Source organism: Gimesia panareensis, from assembly GCF_007748155.1.
Classification (GTDB): domain Bacteria; phylum Planctomycetota; class Planctomycetia; order Planctomycetales; family Planctomycetaceae; genus Gimesia; species Gimesia panareensis.
On sequence record NZ_CP037421.1, the window covers coordinates 2108422 to 2131356 of the forward strand.

The window sequence follows — 22935 nt, forward strand, 5'->3', positions numbered from 1 at the left end:
GATCGCGGGTAAAACTTCCCATCGAGGCAGGGCTGTATCGGGTTAAAGGAAGGGCAGTCTTGATGTACGCTTCCGAACAACAGATTCCCGTCACGCCGCCACAGGATCAGGGTTCGTTTACAGCGGAGCCTCCTTCATTCTGGCGGTCTTTGCTTTTGAAAAACACGCTGTTTGTTGCCATCGTGGTGGTTCTTACTGCCGGAATTCTGGGGCACCTCGCCTATATCTTTGCACGGGATATTCTACACGACAATATCCGGGTCCGTCTCCAGCTGGTCGTCAGTGACCGGGCTGCTTTATTTGAAGGTTATGTCCAGCAGCAGCTGGATCGCGCTGCCCTGGTCACCAGCCGGACCCATTTACGCGAATTGATCCAGGATTTCGAACAGGGCAAGCTGGATCAGGCTACGTTCAGAGCTGAATCGAAGCGGATTCTGGAGGATACCGAATCGGGGAGTTCATCCGAATTTCGGGATCTCTGGATTGTGAATCCGGAAGGAACCGTCATTACTGCAACGAGTGAGAATTTTCTCAACCAGACCTTTGCCGATGATCCTGGATTTCTGGATGCGAAAGAACATCCCCAACTGGATTATCCTCAAAAAGTCGATGGAAAATATGTGACTTATCTCATGGCTCCCATGAAAGGTGAATCGGGGGAGTTGATTGGTGTCCTGATGGTCTGGCTGGATGTGACCCCTCTGGAGAGGATTCTGACCAATCGGACCGGCTTACAGGATACGGGAGCTCTGCTGGTAGCCACCAGGCAGGATGATCAGGTGCGCTATTTATTAACGCCGGAAGGCAGTAATCAGCGTTCTGTACCTCTGAAAGATGTGCCCGCAATGGAGAAAGCCCTGGATGGTGAAAGTGGATCAGAGGTGATGCATTACAGCGGCGATGAAGTGCTCGTTTTCTATCGTCCTGTTGATTATCAGCCAGCCAGTGGCATTCCCTGGGGGATGGTAGCGAAGATCGACCTGACAGAAGCATACGCTCCGGTGACGCATTTACGTCACCTGTTGCTCGGGTTACAGTTTGGTCTCGTCTTTTTCGGGATGGTGGTGTCTTTCCTGGTTGCGCGGAGAGTGACGAAACCTGTGCTGGGACTGGCTGATACTGCTTCTAAAATTGCACGGGGAAATCTGGATGTTCGTGTGCCGATCACATCAACTGATGAGGTTGGGATGCTGGGAGCGGCCTTCAATCATATGACCTCCGAACTGGCAGCTTCGCGCGATCAACTGGAAGAACGGATCGAACAACGAACTGCGGAACTGAATGCTTCGCAGAAGAAATTGCGGCGTCAGACTCAAATCCTGCAATCAATTCTGGACAGTATGGGAGACGGGGTCATTGTTGCAGACCAGGACGGTAATTCTGTCTTCTGGAATCCGGCAGGCGAGCAGATTGTCGGCATCGGTCCTCAGAATGTCGATCCATCGAAATGGTCTCAGGTTTATGGTTGTTATCTAGCTGATGGCGTCACCATGTGTCCCTCAGAAGATTTGCCCCTGGCACGGGCGATGCGCGGGGAATCCCTGGATGATGCGATCCTGTTCCTGAAAAATCCTGACATTCCGGACGGGACCTGGATCAGTGTGACCGCTCGTCCATTGAAAAATGATCGAGGAGATCTGCGTGGCGGTGTGATCGTGATGCACGATATTACCGAAGCTAAAGCGACACAGGAGCAACTGGAATCTCGGGATAAGAAGAACCGGGCGATTCTGGCAACGACACATGAAGCCTTTGTCGGGATCAATGAGAAAAGTAAAATTTGCGACTGGAATGAACAGGCGGAGGTCACCTTTGGCTGGACACATGAGGAAGCCATCGGGCGCTCGCTGGTCGAGACGATTATCCCGGAACGATACCGGCTGCAGCACATGCAGGGCATCGAAAACTATCTTGCCTCTGGAGAAGGTCCTGTTCTGAATAAGCGGCTGGAGCTTTCCGCACTCCATAAGGATGGCCATGAATTTCCCGTCGAGCTTACGATCACACCAGTCCGACAGGGGGACAGTTTTCTGTTCGCAGCCTTTGTGCACGACATTACAGAAGTCAAACGGGCTGAGGAAGAACTGAAACGAGCTAAAGAAGCTGCCGAAGCGGCCAGTCGGGCCAAAAGCGCCTTTCTGGCAACAATGAGTCACGAAATTCGTACTCCCATGAATGCCGTGATCGGTATGACTGAATTATTGCTGGATACAGATCTGAATGCCACTCAGCGGGAATATATGACCATGGTGCAGGAATCCGGAGAATCTCTGCTGGCCGTGATCAATGACATTCTCGATTTCTCGAAGATTGAAGCTGGTCGGTTCGACCTGGATCAGGCGCCATTCCACCTGCGGGAAAATCTGGGAGATACCATGAAATCGCTGGCGGTGCGGGCACATCATAAGCGGTTGGAGCTGGCGTTTCACCTGTCCCCTGAGGTTCCGGACACGATTGTCGGTGACCGTTATCGCTTGCGCCAGATCATTGTGAATCTGGTGGGGAATGCGATCAAGTTTACCGATGAAGGAGAAGTGGTACTGGATGTCAATGTGGAATCGCAATCGAAGCGAGATGTATTGCTGCATTTTGTTGTCAGAGATACCGGAATTGGAATTCCCAAAAGTAAACAGAAACAGATCTTTCAGGCCTTTGAGCAGGTTGATGAATCGATGGCCCGCCGCTTCAGTGGAACCGGTCTGGGACTGGCGATCGCTTCACGTCTGATCAATTTGATGGGGGGGCGGATCTGGGTGATCAGCGAGGTGGATCAGGGAAGTGAATTCCATTTCACGGCTCATTTTGAACTGACCCGGGAAAAGGTTCCTGCAAACGACCCTCTGGTCAAAGCACATCTGGATGACTTGCGCGTTCTGGTCGTCGATGATAATCTGACCAACTGCCAGATTCTGGACGAGATGCTTTCCAGTTGGAAAATGAAGGCGCAAACCGTCACGCGTGGAAAAGATGCACTGCAGATGATGCACGACAGACAACACGCTGGTGAGCCTTTCGATCTGGTACTGGTCGACGCCAATATGCCGACCATGGACGGGTTTGAGCTGGCCAGTAAGATTAAGCATGACAAGGAACTGGGCAGCGCGGTGATCATGATGATCACTTCAAGTGATCGACGGGATGAAATATCCCGTTGCAGGGAACTTGGAATTGCTGCACACCTGATAAAGCCTCTCAAACAGTCGGAACTGTTTAATTCCATTGCGGAAACACTGGGGATGAGTGGGGAAGATCACCACACGGTCAAATCAAAAACAGCCGAACTGGCAAAACGCATCCCCCCATTAAAAATTCTACTGGCAGAAGACAGTATCGTGAATCAGAAACTGGCGCTCGCCCTGCTGAAACCACATGGGCACCAGATCAAAGTCGTCACGAACGGGAAAGACGCAGTCGAACAGAGGAAGTCAGAGCAATTCGATCTCATTCTGATGGATGTCCAGATGCCGGAGATGGATGGTCTTGAGGCGACGCGTGAGATCCGCAAATATGAGCAGGAAAAAGACGAACATATACCGATCATTGCGATGACCGCGCATGCAATGAAGGGGGACCGGGAACGCTGCCTGGAAGCCGGTATGGATGGTTATGTCTCAAAACCAGTGCGTGTGCGGGAATTATATCAGATGATCGAAGAGACACTGCAGTTGAATTCGAAAGAGAAAAAAGCTCAGGCAGAGCCAGCCATCGTTGAACAGAGAGAGGAAGCTGTTAACGTTCAACCAGAAAAATCTCAGGAGGATGCTACGATGAACCAGCATGAACAAGAGAGAGATGATACAGAGGTGTTGAACTGGGAACAGGCGATGGAGAAGTCGGAAATCCCAGCTGAAGCCTTGAGTGAATTGGGGCAGATGTTTCTTCAGGAAGCACCAAAATTATTAAATGAAATTCGAGAAGCATTACAAGCCGGGGATGCGCAGTCTCTGAGGCGGGCTGCTCACACTCTCAAAAGTTCGGCAGCGGTGTTTGAAGCGCAGCATGCTTCCGAAGCTGCGCTCAAACTGGAAATCCTTGGTAAGGATGAGAAACTGGACGAAGCGCGAGATGCTTTGCCAGCACTGGAACAGGAAATCGATCGCTTACTGCCAGCGGTTTCTGCTCACATTGATTCTACAGCTATGGAAGGAAATAACGGATGAATATCGCATCAGGAAGTGGCGTTAAAGTATTATTCATCGAAGATAACCCCATTCATGTCGGACTTGTCAAAACCTTACTGGGAGAATCCCGATCTCCCGTATTTCAATTACAGCATGCAGGCTCCCTGCAGGAAGGTTTGAAACTTCTGGAAGCAGTTCCGGTTGATATTATTCTCCTCGATTTGACTCTGCCCGACAGCGAGGATCTGGATACATTCATCAGGGTCCGGTCGTTCGCCCCCGCAATTCCCATCGTAATTGTCACCAGTCTGGACGATGTCAAACTGGCGGCAAAAGCGGTCGAAGCTGGGGCACAGGATTACCTGGTAAAGACCCAGCTCAGCCGCACTTCTCTGACCCGCTCTCTGCGTTATGCGATTGAACGGACGCGCGTGCGAGATGCTGAATGGGACTCGCCGATGTTTCGACTGGCCCAGCGACAGTTCCTCAAGGCTGCACAATATATGGGGCTGGACGACAACATCCGCCAGCGACTTTTGTTTCCTCAACGGACCCTGGTAGTGACACTGCCATTTCGACGAGATCATTATACCGAAGTGGAAACCGTATTTGGGTATCGGGTACAGCATATCCTTACCATGGGGCCGACCAAAGGCGGGATTCGATATCATCAGGATGTCAGTCTTGGTGAGGTCTCCGCACTGGCGATGTGGATGAGCTGGAAATGTGCCCTGGTGCATCTGCCTTTTGGTGGTGCTAAAGGGGGCGTGCGAATTGATCCGACTGGTTTGACAGGGCATGAACTACAGCGTCTGACGAGACGCTTTGCCACAGAAATCAGCCCTATCATTGGACCTGAGAAAGATATTCCCGCACCCGATATGGGGACCAATGAACGCGTGATGGCCTGGATCATGGATACCTACAGCCAGGAGGTCGGTTACACAGTTCCTGCTGTTGTGACCGGGAAACCGGTAGTGCTGGGGGGGGCACGAGGGCGTAATGAGGCGACGGGGAGAGGAGTGGTCTACCTGATTGAGGAAGCGGCCCGTCATCTGAAGATGAATCTCAGTGAGTCAACCGCGGTCGTGCAGGGGTTTGGTAATGTGGGTAGTCATGCTGCTCAGTTCTTGAGTGACCTGGGAGTCAAGGTCATCGGGGTGAGTGATGCCACCACAGGGATTTATAACCCGAACGGGTTTTCAATGAGTTCATTACTGGAATATGTAGCTCAGAATCGTTTCCTGGAAGGATATTCTGAAGGGGAAGCGATTACGAATCAGGAACTGCTGGAACTGGAATGCGATATCCTGGTCCCTGCAGCACTGCAAAATCAGATCACAGCGGAAAATGCGGATCGAATCAAATGCCGTCTGCTGGCGGAAGGCGCCAATGGGCCCACGACGCTCGAAGCGGACGAAGTACTCAACGAAAAAGGAGTCTTTATTCTTCCCGATATTCTGGCGAATGCCGGAGGTGTGACCGTTTCCTACTTTGAGTGGGTTCAGGATACGCAGAACTACATGTGGAGCCTGGATGAAGTGAATCAACGGTTGAGACACATACTACAGGATGCCTTTCAGCGAACACTCAATCGCGCCCAGAAGAATAACTTTGATATGCGGACAGCAGCTTTGATCGAAGGAATTGAACGCGTGTCGCAGGCAAAACTGGCACGTGGGTTATATCCTTAAAAAACACGAAACAGTCATCTTCAATTTGCAGCGCGAAGCGCTATTTCTTCTCTGCAGGTTTGGTGACATTCACGGTAATCAGCTTGGACCAGGCAGCGAATTTCGTACTGGCAGGAGCCGATTTGGATTCTGCTGATTTGGCTGCCTGTGCCGCCTGGGCCATCAGCTTTTCAGCTCGCGCCAGCTTGTCGGCTGCAGCTTTGGCTTTGTCGGCCTCTGATTTGCTCGATGCGACTTCCGCTTTGAGTTGTTCGATGAGCTTCTCGATCCGCTTCAACTCCTCTGTTGCTGCCTGACTGGCGGGTAGATTATGGCGGTATTCAGTTACACCAACGCCCAGCAGGGCAAACTGGTACTTTCCGGGCTCGACTTTGAAATTACCTGTGGGCCGGAAATCAATGACCAGCTTACCTTCGGTCTCTTTTTCAGCGATATTCACTGTCGGTGGATTGCGTTGGATGCCAAACAGTTCGTGCGGTTCGATTGTCAGGTTACCTTTCCGGTTCCCACTGCCGGTCAGTTTGATCGGAATTTCCAACTTCTGATTCAGTTCGACGGTCCACTCTTTGTCTTCTATAGGCGAGATGATGACTGGTGCCGTTTCATGTTCATTGACCGCAAGGGGCATGCTCGTTGTGAGCCGTGAGCGAACACGAATGGCGTCAGCAAAGATGTGTCCCCAGATCAGGGATGCAAATTGCGCTTCCTTTACGACCTGCTGACCATTAATCTGGGCTTCGCCATTGATCTGAATCTCCCCTGCCCAGGATTTCGCCGTATCGTCAGCAGAGAGGATCAGAATTCCATGATCAGTTTTTCCGCTCAGCACTAAAGGTTTGGCTGTAACGCCGGGAGGCAGGTTCTCGGCTGTGACGACAATATCTCCAGTAAAGCCATCCTGACGGGGAGCCACGATACGCACCCCCCAGTTAGCATCATGTCTCAGCAGGGGGGTAACTGAGTAACCGATTCGGTTGGTGGGGAGGGGGCGTTCTGTTGTAGCGATCAGATGGAAATCGAACCTGGGTTCTCGAATCGCCAGGCGATACAGATTGTCTGCACCTCCCCCTCCAAACTGATTCACGATCGTGACCAGATACTCCCCATCCTGCTCTGCTACGAAGGAAATCGCAGCATCGTTTGAGTCGAGGTTGATGGCGTTTTTGTTATGGGTGCTGAAATAGGATGGCAGATCGTCATTTTCTGCCAGCTTCTTCATGTTGACTTTTCCTTCAGGAGATCGGGTGATCTGCTGTACAATCAGCAGGGGATCGACTTGGGAAGTCATCCGGTCAGCGATCGCTTCGATCCAGTAAGTTTTCCCTTTCCGGGCGCGAAAGACAAACTGATCTTCGTCATTCGGTTCATCAAATCGCCCGGCAACTTCTGTGGGTATGGAAACAGTCTGTCGGTCCAGTTCAGCTTTCTCCTGAGTCACAGGAGCAGTGGCGAAACCGATCTTGATTGAATTGGAATTTTTCAGTTGGTAATCAAATCCATCCAGCAGTCCCTGTCGTGGTTTGCCAGACTGAAAACTCCCGGGTGGCCCTGCGACATCGGGCAGCGTGATTTCAACTTCGACCGATTCCAGTTTGTGACCATTTAGATTCGCAGATTTACCGTAACTGCCTCCAGGAAGGTTCCGACCGTAGATGGTGTAGGTCTGTGTGGATCCCGGTTCACCAGCAGGCGGGAAGATGAAATCGATATGGGGCCGATCCGAAATGCTCAGGCGATAAAAGTGCTCCGATCCTCCCCGATAGAGGATATCAGAAATCGCCAGATAGAAAGTGGCATCCTGTTCGGAATTGATTTCGACAAACGAATCCCGTCCGTACCAGTCCCGGTTGCGGGTGACTTCTCGTCCTTGAGAATCATAAACCACAATTTGACCGTCCAGGCGTGAGTCAATACGGTGCGCCAATAATTCAACTAAAACGCGTTGTCCTGCTCCTGCTTTCAGCTGATACCAGTCAATTCCCCGCGAAGGGACATCACCTGATATCACAGTATTCAGCTCAACCGGCATCGCGGTTTCACGCGTCGCATGGCTGCCTGTTTCTGCAACTTCTCGACTGTCCGCTTCAGCTACCACGAAGGGACGTGCTGTCGATAGGCCGAAGTAAGAAACCACGCGTGCCTCATAGATCCCTGGCGGGACATTGGGGGCGACTGAGACCTGGAAGCGGGATCCCTGAGGTCTTGGTTGGGCATGAAATTCATCTGCGGGCAGCATGACCGGCTTGGTATTGATGCCCGGATGAGAGAATCGCAGTTCGGAGGCCTGATCCAGGTTGGAACCGATGATCGAGACTTCAACCGTTTTTCCAGCGGGGGCTGCAAATGGACGAAGCTGCCTGAGATCCGCAGTCGGCAACTGGGCATGCGCAGCTTGCTGAAACATGCCGATCAGCAGCAGGGAGAGCAGCAGGCAGAAATCGGGCTGGATTCTGGTGATCGTTTTCATATTTCGCTTCACAAATTTAGTGGTTGAATAAAAATTCTTTAGTATTAATCATCACCCAGATAATGTCTTCGTAGGCCTGTTTCTCTGCCTGTTCCAGGGATAATTTCTTTGGATCTGCTTTCGACTGATTCCGTTTTTTCTGCAGGTGGTTCAGGCCGGTTTCCAGCTCATTTTGAGTTGGTAATCGCGAGAAGGCGTGCAGGTAAAGCTCCTTAATGTGAGTCTGGTCATCCTTCGTTTTTTCACGTGCCAGCTGGACTGCCTGACCATCGGAAGCGGAGAGGATCTGTTGCATCGTATCCGAATTGATCAGATGCAGGCTCTGGGCCAGATCTGCGTTCGCAGTACGCTCACACTCGCAGGCCGTATCCATCTGTGGACGACCAAAGACGCGCAGGAAGAAGGACTCAACATTCGCTGAATCATCGGGTAGTGCCACAGCCCGGATTCCTACCGGTTGATGGTTGAAATTATTTCTGGCCCCCGCAACATCATTCATTGCATCCAGCATCATTTCCGCAGGGAGCCGTCTTGGATAATAGCGGGCATAGTTCTGCTCATCATTCTGGTTGTATTGATTGGGGAAGGAACTGAGCTGATAGGTTCTGCTGTTACAGATCGTGCGGCAGATTGCTTTGAGATCATAATTCGATTTGACAAAAGAATCTGCCAGCTGATTCAGCAGTTCAGGATGCGTAGCCGGATTGGTGATCCGAATGTCATCTTCCGGTTCAACCAGGCCTCTACCAAAAAAATGTTTCCAGTAACGATTGACGAGCATTTTAGCGAAGAAGGGATTTTGAGGATCGGTGATCCAGTTGGCCAGATCGATGCGTGGATCCCGTTCAGCAGGAATTTCCAGGGCTGCTCCATCCAGTGGGGTTGGCTTTAGTTCTTGATCCGTATTGGGGTTTTTGGCGACAGCAACAATCCGCTTATGGTAAACGATGTCATCCTCAGGCAGCTTGTAAACTTCCTTACGGCCAAGTGTATTGAAGAAGGCCTGGAAGCCATAAAAATCGTCCTGGCTCCATTTTTCATAGGGATGATGATGGCATTGAGCACACTGAATGCGGACCCCTAGAAATACCTGCGCGATGTCTGCCATCTGATCCTTGGGATCTTTGACAGCCCGATACCAGGAAACGGCAGGATTCGTGCCTGGTTTGCCGCGGGCAGTAACCAGTTCTGTGACAAATTCGTTGTAAGGTTTATTCATCGCCAGGCTGGTACGAATCCAGGCATGAAATCCGAAAGTTTCCCGAGCGACCTGTTCGAGGTTACCCCCGGCCTTGTTGCGTAAAATACCAGCCCATTTGGAGGCAAACAGGTCTGCGTATCCCGGACTGTTGAGCAGTTCGTCGATTTTGCGAGCCCGTTTATCAGGTCGCTGGTCGGCCAGAAACGCTTTCGTTTGTTCCAGCGTGGGAATTCTCCCGGTGATATCCAGAGTAACCCGCCTGAGAAATGTGGAATCATCACAACGCTCAGAAGGGGGGAGTCCGAGCACTTTCAGTTTGGCAAACACGTGTTGATCTATAAAGTTTTCAGGAGTCGGCAGATGAGGCGTGGGTTGCCCCAGGGGAATCGTGGTCATGAAAACGGCGACATGTTCCTGAAAGCGGATCATGACAGACGTTGTCCCCGTCTGGTCTTTTAACTTGACTACACCATGTTCGTTGACTTCAGACATCTTGGGCTGGTTAGGCTTATACTCCGCCATGCGGGTAATGTCCCGTTCTGTCCCATCAGAAAAATAAGCGGTGACAACCAGTTGTTGTGTGGCCTGTTTCGGCAGGACTCGGTCCTTGGGGAAAATGTCGATTTTCGTAACTGTGGGTTCTTTTTCCGGATCGTAATGCATGCCCTCCCGGATCCAGCGGGAAATCAACTTGATTTCTGCACCATCCGGTTTAAAGCGACTGCCCCCACCATGGGGAACAGTACCAGCAGCTTTCTGGAGCAGCAGACTGGTTTCGGGGGCTGCCGGGTTGATACGTCGCCCCAGTGATTCCTTGGTGATGTATTCAAAATCATTTCCCGGCTCAAATCCCAGCAGTGAAAGATGGAAATTATTCTTACCAGAGGGGGTGCCGTGACAGGCACCACTGTTACATCCGCCACGGGTGAGTTGCGGGATGACATCATTATAGAAACTGACGGGTCGACGTTGTTCGAATGAAGAGACATGGACGGGAATCTTGATGGAAGGGGCGGAAGCCAGTTGAGCAGTGATGGTGGCGGTACCATTGGATAGAGGCCTGACATAACCGGTCGGGCTGACTTCAGCGATACCGGCTGGTACGATCTGGTATTTCACTTCCCGGGTCACATCGCGGAGAGATCCTGATTCCTCTTTAAGCGTGATCAACAGTTGCTGACGTGCATCGGGATCTGATAATTCGATGTTCTTGGCCTGGTTTGGCAGGTAGGCTTCCAGTTGAGCTGCCTGAGAAGAATTCTCCAGTTCCCCTGACAGGAGTCCTGCGAACAAAACAAACAGCAGTATTAAATGCTTCAATTTCATCGGTCTTCCCATCGTGTTCGGAATCTGGAATTCCACCCGAGTTGGCCTGTTGTCTATGGAAATAGTATCTTAACTGGTCTGTCAATCAGTATTTAGGGAGTGGCGGACAGTTTTCAATTTGAATTCCGGCAGAATCTGAAATTAAATTGAACTTGAATTTCTATTCTAAACGATGCAATATACATTACAATACGTTGATGTGTACTTGTTAAGAAAATGAGCAGACAGGCATACTTTGATCGGGATAATGAATTCATGAGTGCCAGAGCCGGAAATAAACGTTGTGCTGGGCCTATCAAACGTCGCACCTTCCTGGAGATCGGTGGAGCGAGCATGCTTGGTCTGGGGATGGCTGATTTGCTGCAACAGCAGGCCCTTGCAAAATCGGCAGGGAACCCAACTGATGATACAGCCGTGATTTTCGTCTGGCTGCCGGGCGGCCCCCCTCATATGGAAACGTATGATATGAAACCGGGAGCCCCCGTCGAGTACCGTGGGGAATATGCTCCGATTCACACCAACGTACCCGGTCTCGACGTCTGCCAGATGCTGCCTCAGCATGCGAAGATCGCAGACAAGTTTACTCTGATTCGCTCTATTCATCATGAGTTTGCCGACCATGGTGGCGGACATAAACGACTGATGACCGGTCGAATTCCCGCCACTCCTGTGGGCACTATCAATGACGCACCGGCTGTCAATACGATCGTGAAGAAAATGCTGGAGCAGCCTGGGAATGAAATGCCGGTCTGTGTGACTGAAGTGGACGCTTCTCGCGCTTCCATTGATACTTTCGCCATGGGACCTGCTTATCTGGGACCATCGTCCACTCCATTTATGGTGGCAGGCAATCCCAGTGATCCTGACTTCAAGGTACAGAACATTGGCGTTAAATCCTCAATGGAATCGCGGCTGGATGATCGGATTGCGATGCTGAAAGGGATCGATAACTTCCGCCGGGACGTCGACAAAAGTGGTTCCATGGAAGCGATGGACAGTTTTAACCGCCAGGCCGTCGACATGCTGACCAGTGAAAAAGTTCGGCGCGCCTTTGACCTTTCTCAGGAACCGAAAGAGGTTCGCGATCGCTATGGGTGGAATGCCTATGGTCAGCGTGCTGTGCTGGGACGGCGGCTGGTCGAGTCTGGTGTCCGGTTTGTGACAATGGTCTGGGAACATCCTTTCCCGGGAACAGCTACACCTAAGACAGCCGCCTACAACTGGGATTCCCATGCCGTAAATGCACACCTCTTCAAAGACTGTGAATGGCGATTGCCTCCTTACGATCAGGCTGTCTCTGCGTTGATTGAAGATCTCTATCAGCGCGGCCTCGACCGTCGTGTCTTACTTGTTGTGACTGGTGAATTTGGTCGGACTCCGAAAATCTCGGTTCAGCGGGGAACCCAGACCGGTGTGATGCAGCCTGGTCGGGATCACTGGCCGAAAGCGATGTCTGTTCTGGTCTCCGGTGGCGGTATGCGAACCGGCCAGGTGATCGGAGCCACGAACCCGAAAGGGGAATATCCGGTGGAACGCCGACTCACGCCGAACGATCTCTGGGCCACGGTTTATCGGCACCTGGGAATCGATCACGAACATATCCTGCATGACTTGCAGGGGCGACCGGTTCCGATTCTGCCCTTCGGGAAGCCGATTCGAGAATTGGCACCTGTCTCAGCCTGAACTGATACACGTCAAACGCATGCTAGAGTCTTTGTGCCTGACTCATTTTTCTTCTGAGTATCACTGCGCGCTTCGTTTGCTGTCACTAGATTGCAGCCTTGAGAGCCCACTGCTATCGTAGTACATCAAAAACTCTTGATGGGACTGCAAGCAATGTCAGAAGTGAACGAGTCAATTACTCAGACATGGGAGATTCCTCTACGCGAGACAGTCGACGTGGCTGTGATCGGTGGTGGATCGGCTGGCGTGGCTGCTGCGACTGCAGCCGCCAGGAACGGAGCGTCCACGGTGCTGGTCGAGCGCTATGGATTCCTGGGGGGAACTTCGACGGCGGGGATGGTCGGTCCCTTCATGACCTCTTACACTCCGGACGGGAAGCGGCAACTGGTGGCCGGTATCTTTCAGGAAGTGATCGACAAAATGGTCGCGATGGGTGGGGCTGTTGATCCTTCTACCACAGAAGCCGGGTCTGCCTGGGCTTCTTTTATTGATCTCGGACATGCCAATGTGACCCCCTTTAGTGTCGAAGCACTGAAAATGGCGGCCCTGGAAATGGTTTGCGATGCAGGGGCACGAATCCGGTTTCATACTTCGTTTGTCGATGTGGTGATGCGGGATCAGCAGATTGACGGAATCGTGATTCTGGACAAGGCCGGTCTGGGACTGCTGAGGGCGCGAACTGTGATTGATACATCCGGTGATGGCGATATTGCTGCCAAAGCCGGAGCCCCCTTTGAAGTGGGGCGTAAGGCGGACGGCAAAATGATGCCGGTGACGCTGTTTCTGACCATTGGAAATGTCGATGACGAACGCGTGATTGCCTGGATGCAGGAGCATGAGGTGCTGCATCCGGGAGAACGGCTGTTTGAATGTATTGTCAAACAGGCCCGGGAAAGCGGTGAGTGGACGCTGGAACGCGAGTTTCTGAATATTTATCGTGAGCCGACTCCGGGGCAGTGGCGGGTCAACACAACCCGTGTCCAGAACGTGGACGGTACGAATCCCGATGATCTTTCCCGGGCGGAAATCGAGAGTCGGCGTCAGGCGTGGGAGTTGATTCGGTTTTTCCGATCCCATTGTCCCGGCCTGGAAAATGCACAATTGCTGGCCACGGGCACTCAAGTGGGTGTGAGGGAAACACGTCACATTCTGGGGGACTATGTGCTCAATGGGGCAGATGTGCTCGAAGGGCGGAAGTTCGAGGATTCCATAGCGCAGTGTTCCTATCCAATTGATATTCACGATCCCCAGGGGCCCCGGGGAAGGCTGGAAGGGATTCACGCCGATCATTATGAAATTCCCTATCGCTGCCTGGTGCCACGCGATGTAGAGAACCTGCTGGTGGCCGGCCGTCCGATTTCAGCGGATCACGAAGGGGCCGCATCTGCGAGAGTGATTCCTCCCTGCTATGCCACCGGTCAGGCTGCCGGGACAGCAGCGAGCTTGGCAATCAAGCAGGGGGTAACCCCGCGCGACGTAGATATCGATCAGTTAAGAACGACACTAAGCGAGCAGGGAGCCATTGTCTGAGTTCGGCTTCAGGCCTGTGAGTGAGGCTTTTGAATCAACAGTAAAACCAGGAAGCGAGGTAACCCGTGAGTCAGGCAAAGGCGGTTCGATGGGGCGTGATAGGGCTGGGATGGTTTGGTGAAGTTCATGCCGATAATCTGGCAGAGATGCCGGATATTGAATTGACCGCACTCTGCACTCGCAGACCAGATCGCTTGAACGAAGTGGCTGACCGGCTGAATGTCTCGAAGCGATATACTGACTATCATGAATTACTGGCTGATCCTGATATCGATGTGGTGAGTATTACCACCCACATTTATGATCATCGTGAGATCGCCATTGATGCCTTGCGGAGTGGTAAGCATGTCCTTCTGGAAAAACCGATGGCGCCAACGCTGGCGGACTGCGAGCAGATTCTGGAAGCAGCCGGTCAGTCAGACGGATTGTTTATGGTGGGGCACATTTGCCGGTTCGATCCCCGAGTGACGATTGCAAAGCAGGCGATTGAAGAGGGACGGATCGGAAAGATTATTTCGATGCATGCCCGTCGGAATCTGTCGAAGGCCATTGGTGAAACGGTGCTCGATGATATTTCGGCACTGATGGGAGATGGAATCCATGATGCAGACCTGATGCTCTGGTTCAGTCAGTCGAAGGTGTCTACGGTTTATGCTCAGGAGGTTCATCCTGGTAAGAATAAGTATCCGGATGCCGGCTGGTCGATAGCCCGACTTGACAGTGGTGCGGTAGCAGTAGTTGAGTCAGTCTGGCATCTGCCGGAAACCACGCCGTTCACGATTGACGCTCGCATGGAAATCATCGGCACGGAGGGGGCACTCTACATCAACTGTGGTGAGGCGGGGCTGGCGATCCATGATGCACAAGGAGTAAAACTGCCCGATACCATGTACTGGCCCCGTCCTCTGGGGAATTATTTTGGAGTGTTAAAGGAAGAGTTGCGCTATTTTGCCAACTGCGTCCGCAAGGGCGAACCTCCTCGGCGGATCACACCCGCTGAATCTGCTGCCGCTGTCGCCTGGATGGAAGCGGCAACGGAGTCAGCACAAACAGGGACTGTGATTACATTTTGATCTGTCACTTTCGTGACGGACAGGTAATGGGATCATGCCGGTTATGCATTCCGAGTAACTTAATCGGGTTCAGAGCGAAACAAACATCCAGATATGAGCCCCAAAAGTGGGGCAGACCGTCTCTCCAGCAAGATTCTACTGGATTTTTTGCAAATATCTTAGTATTATATACTAAATGCTCGTTGATCTGATTTTGATTTAGATCTCATTTAGTGAGATACGAGTTTTCTCGCCTGAATTCTCTCCTGATGTGTAAGTTTTAGAACTTGCAGCTTCAAATTTAACACACATATTTTCACCGTGATTTTTCTGGTTCTTTCCAGTTAGAACTCCGATGGTAATTGTATGATTGATATGAATAGACGAATTCTCAGTTTGCTGGCTCTCATATCGGCTGTCACGCTGGCTGAACCAGCCCAGGCCAACCCGGCTAACCGGCAGGCGTTTGTCCGCTACTTCGGCAAGTATCTGGCACAGGGGCTGAATTCCTGTGGTACCTGTCACGTGCGTGATCATGCAGAAGGGGCTGAATCTCTGGACGATTTTCCGCACAATCCCTTCGGAAATCAGTTGCGTGAGACGGCAGATAAGCTGCTGGAAGAGAATCACGAGGCTGATCTGTCTCTACGGCTGAAATTGATCGCCGATCAGGATGCCGACGGTGATGGATTTTCTAACCTGCAGGAAATTCTAGGTGGGACGGCACCAGGCGATAAAACGAAATTCCCGGCTGCCAACTTGAAGAAAAAACTGGAACAGCTGACAGTCGAGTTCAACGAGTACCAGAACCGCTACGCATGGAAGCCTTTTAAACCGGTTCAGCGACCGAAGGTACCGGATGTCACTGATCCAGCCTGGCCCCGCAATCCGATCGATCATTTTATCGCAGTCGGTCATCAAAAGAAGGGCTTGAAACATGCAGGGGAGGCACCGCCTGAGATTCTGCTGCGACGAGTCTATCTCGATTTGATTGGCCTGAATCCGACACCTGAGGAAATCCGTGCGTTTCTGGATGACGCCAAGACGAATGACAAGGCATATGAAGTTGTCGTTGATCGCCTGTTGAATCATCCCGCTTACGGTGAGCGTTGGGGGCGGCACTGGATGGATGTCTGGCGTTACAGCGACTGGGCCGGTTACAAGGATGCCCTGCGTGTGAGCCAGCGGCACATCTGGCACTGGCGAGACTGGATTATTGAATCGCTCAATGCCGACAAATCTTACGATCAGATGCTGACCGAAATGCTGGCAGCAGACGAACTGAAGCCGGATGACTGGGATACACTCCGGGCGACCGGTTTTCTGGCACGCAACTACCATGCGGAACGCGATCAGTGGATGGATGACGTTGTCAAACATACGTCGCAGGCATTCCTCGGAATTACCGTCGGGTGTGCGAAATGCCACGATCACATGTATGATCCGATCAAACAGACTGAATACTATCAGATGCGGGCTATTTTCGAACCGTATCACGTTCGTACTGACCGTGTGGAAGGCGTTCTGGATGTCTCTAAGAATGGGATTCCTCGCGCCTACGATCGGTCATTGACGTCGAAGACCTGGTTTCTGGAAGCCGGCGACGAGCGACGTCCCGTTAAAGACAAAAGTATTCCGCCGGGAGTTCCTGAATTCCTGGGCGGGAAATACGAAGTCGAGCCGGTCTCACTGCCGCTGGTCGCCAGCCAGCCTGCACAGCGTGAGTTCGTCAAACAGGATCTGCTCGATCAGGCCAAAGGGGCCATGGAGCTGGCGAAAGCACCGGAACAGCGGGCTGCTGCCGAGAGTGCACTGGCCGTGCTCGAAGCTCAGTTTGTCATCGAAGCGATGGAAGTGGCCGGCGACAAAAAATCAGATGCCTGGAAGACGGCTGCGAAAAACCTGGTGAAGCTGCAGCGTGAGGCAGCCGTTGAAGAGGCCCAATGGAAATTAACCTCTGCCATAAAGCAGGAAGAGCAAGCCACCGCAGCGCTCAAGAAGGCTGAGAAAGGGAAGAAAAAATCGAGTATCAGCAAGGCGAAACAGCAGCTGAAGAAAGCGGAACAGGCTCACAAAGCAGCAGAGACTCAACTCAAAAAAGCAGAGGATGCAGCCAAAGCGGAACTGACTACGAAGTATTCGCCACGTAAGCAGTCCAAATATCCGGAAAGCAGTACAGGGCGTCGACTGGCATTTGCCCGCTGGCTGACCGATCGTCAAAATCCGTTGACGGCTCGTGTGGCGATGAATCATATCTGGTTGCGGCATTTTGGTCAGCCGATTGTGCCGACCGTCAATGAGTATGGCGGAAACGGACGTGAACCGACTCACCCGGCATTGCTGGACTGGCTGGCAGCGGAATTCATGGACCGGGAGTGGAGCATGAAGGAGATGCACCGACTGATCGTCACCAGTTCGACTTATCGGATGGCAGGGACTGGCGCCCCGGAAAACCATGCGATCGACCCCGACAATCTTTTCCTCTGGAAAAAATCGGCGCGCCGGATGGAAGGCGAAATCGTGCGGGATAATCTGCTCTATATTCCCGGTCGACTCGACGCTGAGCTGGGAGGCCCGGACATCGACAATCACCAGGCACAGGATTCTCGTCGCAAGAGTATTTACCTCCGGCACGCACATGAAAAACTGGTTGAGTTCGTACAGATCTTTGATGGTCCCAGCGTTTCAGAGTGTTATATGCGGGAGACGAGTGTGCAACCGCACCAGGCACTGGCACTGGCCAACAGCAAGCTGACCTTCCTGGCAAGTGAAGCCCTGGCGTCTCAGATTGAAGAGAAGACCACCGGGGATATGGATGCATTTATTGAAGAAGCTTACCTGCGAATTCTCTCGCGACGGCCGGATGAAGTTGAGCATCAGCTCTGTCGTGATTTTCTGCTGGCATCAGTAAAGTCAGACGACAGTCAGCCGACCAGAGAACAGTACCAGAAACTGATTACCGTATTATTCAACCATAACGATTTTGTGACGATTCGCTGATGAATCCCGGTCAGAACGGAATTGGAAAAAAATAGAATGTTTAATTCACCCCACATGAACCGTCGTACGTTTTTAAACGACACCGGCATGGGAATGACGGGTATGGCGCTATCTTCGCTCCTGTTTCAGGAAGGCGAACTGCAGGCTGCAGAAGCGGGACTGGTTCCGCATATGGTGCCGCGCGCCAAATCGGTGATCTGGATCTTTCTGATTGGCGGTCTCAGTCACCTGGAAAGTTTCGACCCGAAACCGGCACTCAATAAATACGCCGGGAAGTCGATCGATGAAACTCCCTATGCAGAATCTGTGTTGAATAAGGACAAGATCAACAAGATCCTGCTCGATCCGTCCAAGCAGAAACGTGAAGTTTTCAAGGCCATCATGCCCCTGCAGACAGGCTACAAAAAATATGGTGAAAGTGGTCTGGAAATCAGTGACTGGTTCCCAAATCTGGGGACCTGTGCGGATGACCTGACGCTGGTTCGTTCCATGTGGACGATCGACAACAACCATGGTGCTCAGCTGACTTATCACACCGGCCGTAAAATTACGGAAGGTGCTTTTCCGACCGTGGGCTCCTGGGTCAGTTACGGCCTGGGAACGGCCAACCAGAATCTGCCGCACTATGTCGTACTGGGGAACCCGAGCGCTGACTGTTGTGGTGCCGCCTGGACACACGGATCCTCTTATTTGGGGCCGGAACATGCGGGTGTGCGGATGGAAGTGGATCCGAAAGATCCGCTTTCGTTTGTGCGGTCTGCTGATGATTCAATGACTCCCTCAGAACAGCAGGAAATGTTTGGCCTGCTGGGAAAACTAAACCGACACGCCGGAATTCAATACCCGGATGACAAAAACCTGAAAGCACGAATCAAGTCATACGAGCTGGCTTTCCAGATGCAGTCAGCCGTTCCCGAAGTCATGGCTTTTGAAGAAGAGTCACAACATGTGCAGGAACTGTATGGTCTGAACGAGTCAACCACCAAAAGCTTCGGTGAGAAATGTCTGGCGGCCCGGCGTCTGACCGAACGTGGCGTGCGGTTTATTCAACTGTTCCATGGCTACCGTGGTAATGCTGGCGCCTGGGATTCGCATCGCGATATTAAACGCCTGCATTCGCAGCTTTCGGCCCAGGTCGATCAGCCGATTGCCGGCCTGATAAAAGACCTCAAACAGCGTGGTCTGCTGGATGAGACCATGATTGTGATCGGTTCTGAATTCGGACGGACCCCTGGAGCAGAACACCGCAAGGGGAACAGCAGCGTGCAGGGGACAGGTCGCGACCATCATCCGCATGGGTTCAGCGTGGCAATGGCCGGTGGAGGAATTAAAGGGGGCCACATTCATGGTGCGACTGATGAACTCGGGTTCCATGCTGTAGAAAACCGCCACTATGTCACTGACCTGCATGCCACTGTTTTACACCAGATGGGGCTGGATACGACCCGGCTCAACTATCCCGGCAGACAGCGTCTGGAACGGGATTACGGGGAAGTGATTCATGATATTCTCAGCTGAGTGGTGTGCGCGGCCGATCAGTAAATGAATCCCGTAGAAGCTCTCTCATTCTGATTGATGAGAACTGCTTGCAGGTGGTCTGAAGACAGCATACACTATAGGTTTACTGCTGTTTCGTTTGTTTTACTATTATTCAGACCAGCATACCTGCCTGCCTGTAACCCTTTGGTGAATTTTATCTTCTGCAGATTCAATCCACGCTGATCTTACCGGTTCAGAGTGAATTCTACAGTTAAGGCAGAGAATGACTGTCCTGTGAGGGAGAGGTAATCAATGAGACTCGGGCTCGCGTCTGTTTTCTGTTTCTGCCTGATCATCAGGCCCGTCTGGGGGGAGACCCCGATCCAGTTCAATCGGGATATCAGACCGATTCTTTCTGACAAATGCTTTGCCTGTCATGGTCCGGATGAGAAAACACGGGAAGCAGATCTGCGGCTGGATGATCGTGAAGCTGCTCTGCGTGATCTGGGGGGAACACGTGCGATTATTGCCGGAAAGGCTATGGAAAGTGAACTGATCCGTCGCATCACAGCGAGCGATGAAAGCCTGCTCATGCCCCCCACAGAGCATGGCAAGCCGTTGAGCAAATCTGAAATCGAACTGCTGCGGAAGTGGATTAATCAGGGAGCTATTTATCAGCGGCACTGGTCTCTCACCCCTCTGGTAAAACCCGCTATTCCCCAACTGGATCAGCAGCAGAAGCTTAATCCGATTGATGCTTTCATTCAACGTAAACTCAAATCAACCGGATTTTCCCCCTCACCAGAGGCTGAACCGAGAACCCTGGTTCGCAGACTGTCCTTTGATCTGACTGGTCTTCCTCCTGATCCGGCTGTGGTAGCAGCTTATGCTGCACATCCAGGTGACGCGGCGTATGAAAAACTCGTCGATGAATATCTGAGTTCACCTCATTACGGTGAGAGACTGGCACTCTACTGGCTGGATCTGGTGCGTTATGCAGATACACTTGGCTATCACGGCGATCAGGTGCGGAGTGTCTCTCCCTATCGTGACTATGTGATTAACGCGTTTAACAGCAATAAACCCTTTGATCAGTTTACAACTGAGCAACTGGCCGGGGATCTGCTGCCTGAAGCCACTCTCTGGCAGAAGGTTGCTTCGACATACAATCGCTTGAACCGCGCTTCTGCAGAAGGGGGAGTACAGCCTAAGGAATATCTGGCAAAGTATTCTGCGGACCGTGTTCGCACGACAGGCTCAGTCTGGCTGGGTTCCACGGTAGGGTGCGCGGAGTGCCATGATCACAAATTTGATCCTTTTACGACAAAAGACTTTTATCGCTTCGCCGCCTTTTTTGCTGACATTAAAGAACTGGGAATTGTCAGTGGTGCCAGGCACATCGAACAATTGCCGGTGCCAACTCCCGAGCAGGCTCATCGATCTCAGGAACTGGAATCCGAGATTCAAAAAGCAGAACAGGAATATCACCGCGAGTCTCCCGAACTGACTGCAGCCCGGCAGGAATGGGAGCGGAACGTCAATGCAGATCTGGAACGCTGGACACTGCTTAAGCCTCAGGAAGTACGTTCTACCGGGGGGGCGAAACTCAAAGTGCTTGAAGATGGCTCGATCCTGGCCAGTGGTAAGAACCCGGACAAGGATGAATATGAGTTGGAAATAACGGACAGTCTCATTTCGGGGACAGGTCCCGTGGCATTGAAGCTGGAACTGTTACCCGATCCTTCTCTTCCACGCAAAGGGCCCGGACGTGCCGGAAATGGAAATCTTGTGGTCAATGCGGTGCAGCTGACGGTGGATCAACAGAAGGTCAACTGGGAGAAAGCGGTTGCTTCACATACCCAGAACGGCCATATTCCTCAAAACGTGGCTGAGGAAACTGGATCGGGTTGGGCGATTCTGCCACAAATCGGAAAGCGGAACCAACTGCTGCTGTCCGGGAAACTTACAGATTCTAAGGGGAAAGAGACGAAAGCAGGAGTTCATAAGTGTCAGATTTGTATTGTTCAGCGGCATGGTAACGGACATAATCTCGGACGATTTCGAGTCTTTATTTCTACAGATCCGAATGCGATTAAATCGATCTTCACACTGGCAGACAATGTACAAAAACTGTTGAATCTCAAACTTGAAGAACGGTCTCCTGAGCAGTTGAAACAACTGGATACAGCTTTTCGGGAAGCGACACCATTGTTAAAAGAAAGCCGGGAACGATTGACCCAATTGCGTCAGCAGCAGAGTGAATTAAAGAATCAGATCGTCACCACTCTGGCGACCACAGCCACGAAGCCTCGGATGATCCGGGTTCTACCCCGTGGAAACTGGATGGATGATTCCGGAGATGTTGTCGACCCTGGTGTACCACACTTTTTAACGCAGCTTGATTTGCCTGAAAAGCAGCGGGCCACACGCCTGGACTTGGCACGTTGGATGACGTCTCGTGAGAACCCCCTGGTGGCTCGCACATTTGTGAATCGACTATGGATGCTCCTGTTCGGACAGGGGCTGGCTCGTTCCGTAGATGACCTGGGGTCTCAGGGGGAAATGCCGACACATCCTGAACTGCTGGACTGGCTCGCCTGTGAATTCATTGACAGCGGCTGGGATATCAAGCACATGGTACGACTGATGGTGACATCGCATACTTATCGGCAGTCGTCGGCTTTCACTGCCGCATTGCGGGAGCGTGATCCTTACAACCGCCTGTATGCACGCCAGTCTCGCTGGCGACTGGAAGCGGAAATGATTCGCGACAATGCCCTGCAGGTCAGTGGACTGCTCAATCTGAAAATCGGTGGCGAGAGTGCCAAACCGTACCAGCCTGTTGGCTACTGGGCCCAGTTGAACTTCCCCAAACGAACCTACCAGGCAGACAAGGGGGATCAGCAGTATCGACGCGGCTTATACACGCACTGGCAGCGCACATTTCTGCATCCCAGCCTGCTGGCATTCGATGCCCCGGCACGCGAGGAGTGCACAGCGCAGCGTCCACGCTCTAATACTCCGCTGCAGTCCCTGGTGTTATTGAATGATCCAACATTTGTGGAAGCGGCCCGTGTGCTTGCGACACGAGTGATCCAGGAGAATCCAGAGAAACAGTTCGATGCACGTTTGAACTGGTTGGTTCAGCAAACTTTAATGCGGGCTCCTCGTAAAGATGAAGCCGCACTGTTGCAGAAATTATATGAGGAAGATCTGCAAGCATATCGTCAGTCTCCCAAAGCAGCAGCAGAGATTCTGTCTGTCGGTCTGAATCAACCACCTGAGAAAGTTGATCTGGCTGAGTTGGCGGCATGGACGAGTGTGGCGAGAGCTGTTTTAAACCTGCATGAAATGATCACACGTTATTAAACTGAGGGAACTT

Annotated in this window: 10 protein-coding genes; 8 read left to right on the forward strand and 2 right to left on the reverse strand. The window is 52.0% G+C overall.

Translation table 11 applies throughout. From position 1 onward, the window contains the following. Nucleotides 1-62: 62 nt before the first annotated feature. Complete coding sequence (locus Enr10x_RS07930) at nucleotides 63-4160, forward strand: response regulator (protein ID WP_197997520.1); 4098 nt, start codon at nucleotides 63-65, stop codon at nucleotides 4158-4160. After that, the gene (locus tag Enr10x_RS07935) at nucleotides 4157-5815 is read left to right on the forward strand and encodes a Glu/Leu/Phe/Val dehydrogenase dimerization domain-containing protein (protein ID WP_145106011.1); all 1659 of its coding nucleotides are present in this window, start codon (nucleotides 4157-4159) and stop codon (nucleotides 5813-5815) included. The genes Enr10x_RS07930 and Enr10x_RS07935 overlap by 4 nt, the downstream gene beginning before the upstream one ends. Before the next feature lie 40 nt (nucleotides 5816-5855). Here Enr10x_RS07935 and Enr10x_RS07940 read toward each other — a convergent pair whose 3' ends face one another. Both Enr10x_RS07940 and Enr10x_RS07945 read right to left on the reverse strand, forming a co-directional pair. Next, nucleotides 5856-8282, reverse strand: coding sequence for a hypothetical protein (locus tag Enr10x_RS07940; protein ID WP_145106014.1), 2427 nt, complete (start codon nucleotides 8280-8282; stop codon nucleotides 5856-5858). A 16-nt stretch (nucleotides 8283-8298) separates the two neighbouring features. Continuing rightward, a complete protein-coding gene (locus tag Enr10x_RS07945) occupies nucleotides 8299-10809 on the reverse strand; it encodes a DUF1549 and DUF1553 domain-containing protein (protein WP_145106016.1) in 2511 nt (836 codons plus the stop codon). 255 nt (nucleotides 10810-11064) lie between these two features. On the opposite strand from Enr10x_RS07945, the gene Enr10x_RS07950 reads away from it, so the two are divergent. The 6 genes from Enr10x_RS07950 to Enr10x_RS07975 all read left to right on the forward strand — a co-directional run bounded on the left by Enr10x_RS07950 (nucleotide 11065) and on the right by Enr10x_RS07975 (nucleotide 22922). Beyond that, on the forward strand, nucleotides 11065-12492 hold the full coding sequence (locus Enr10x_RS07950; RefSeq protein WP_145106020.1) for a DUF1501 domain-containing protein: 1428 nt from the start codon (nucleotides 11065-11067) through the stop codon (nucleotides 12490-12492). Between the two features lie 138 nt (nucleotides 12493-12630). Beyond that, complete coding sequence (locus Enr10x_RS07955; protein WP_197996442.1) at nucleotides 12631-14022, forward strand: FAD-dependent oxidoreductase; 1392 nt, start codon at nucleotides 12631-12633, stop codon at nucleotides 14020-14022. A 65-nt stretch (nucleotides 14023-14087) separates the two neighbouring features. Continuing rightward, a complete protein-coding gene (locus Enr10x_RS07960; RefSeq protein ID WP_145448682.1) occupies nucleotides 14088-15095 on the forward strand; it encodes a Gfo/Idh/MocA family protein in 1008 nt (335 codons plus the stop codon). 375 nt (nucleotides 15096-15470) lie between these two features. Further along, on the forward strand, nucleotides 15471-18074 hold the full coding sequence (locus tag Enr10x_RS07965; RefSeq protein WP_197997521.1) for a DUF1549 and DUF1553 domain-containing protein: 2604 nt from the start codon (nucleotides 15471-15473) through the stop codon (nucleotides 18072-18074). A gap of 36 nt (nucleotides 18075-18110) precedes the next feature. Continuing rightward, on the forward strand, nucleotides 18111-19592 hold the full coding sequence (locus Enr10x_RS07970; protein ID WP_145448684.1) for a DUF1501 domain-containing protein: 1482 nt from the start codon (nucleotides 18111-18113) through the stop codon (nucleotides 19590-19592). A 273-nt stretch (nucleotides 19593-19865) separates the two neighbouring features. Beyond that, the gene (locus Enr10x_RS07975; RefSeq protein ID WP_145448685.1) at nucleotides 19866-22922 is read left to right on the forward strand and encodes a PSD1 and planctomycete cytochrome C domain-containing protein; all 3057 of its coding nucleotides are present in this window, start codon (nucleotides 19866-19868) and stop codon (nucleotides 22920-22922) included. The last annotated feature ends 13 nt before the right edge of the window (nucleotides 22923-22935 follow it).

Bases quoted from the DNA above. Each gene is read 5' to 3' on its own strand.
- Enr10x_RS07930 (WP_197997520.1), top strand. From the start codon at position 63: ATGTACGCTTCCGAACAACAGATTCCCGTCACGCCGCCACAGGATCAG.
- Enr10x_RS07935 (WP_145106011.1), top strand. From the start codon at position 4,157: ATGAATATCGCATCAGGAAGTGGCGTTAAAGTATTATTCATCGAAGAT.
- Enr10x_RS07940 (WP_145106014.1), bottom strand. From the start codon at position 8,282: ATGAAAACGATCACCAGAATCCAGCCCGATTTCTGCCTGCTGCTCTCC.
- Enr10x_RS07945 (WP_145106016.1), bottom strand. From the start codon at position 10,809: ATGAAATTGAAGCATTTAATACTGCTGTTTGTTTTGTTCGCAGGACTC.
- Enr10x_RS07950 (WP_145106020.1), top strand. From the start codon at position 11,065: ATGAGTGCCAGAGCCGGAAATAAACGTTGTGCTGGGCCTATCAAACGT.
- Enr10x_RS07955 (WP_197996442.1), top strand. From the start codon at position 12,631: ATGGGACTGCAAGCAATGTCAGAAGTGAACGAGTCAATTACTCAGACA.
- Enr10x_RS07970 (WP_145448684.1), top strand. From the start codon at position 18,111: ATGTTTAATTCACCCCACATGAACCGTCGTACGTTTTTAAACGACACC.
- Enr10x_RS07975 (WP_145448685.1), top strand. From the start codon at position 19,866: ATGAGACTCGGGCTCGCGTCTGTTTTCTGTTTCTGCCTGATCATCAGG.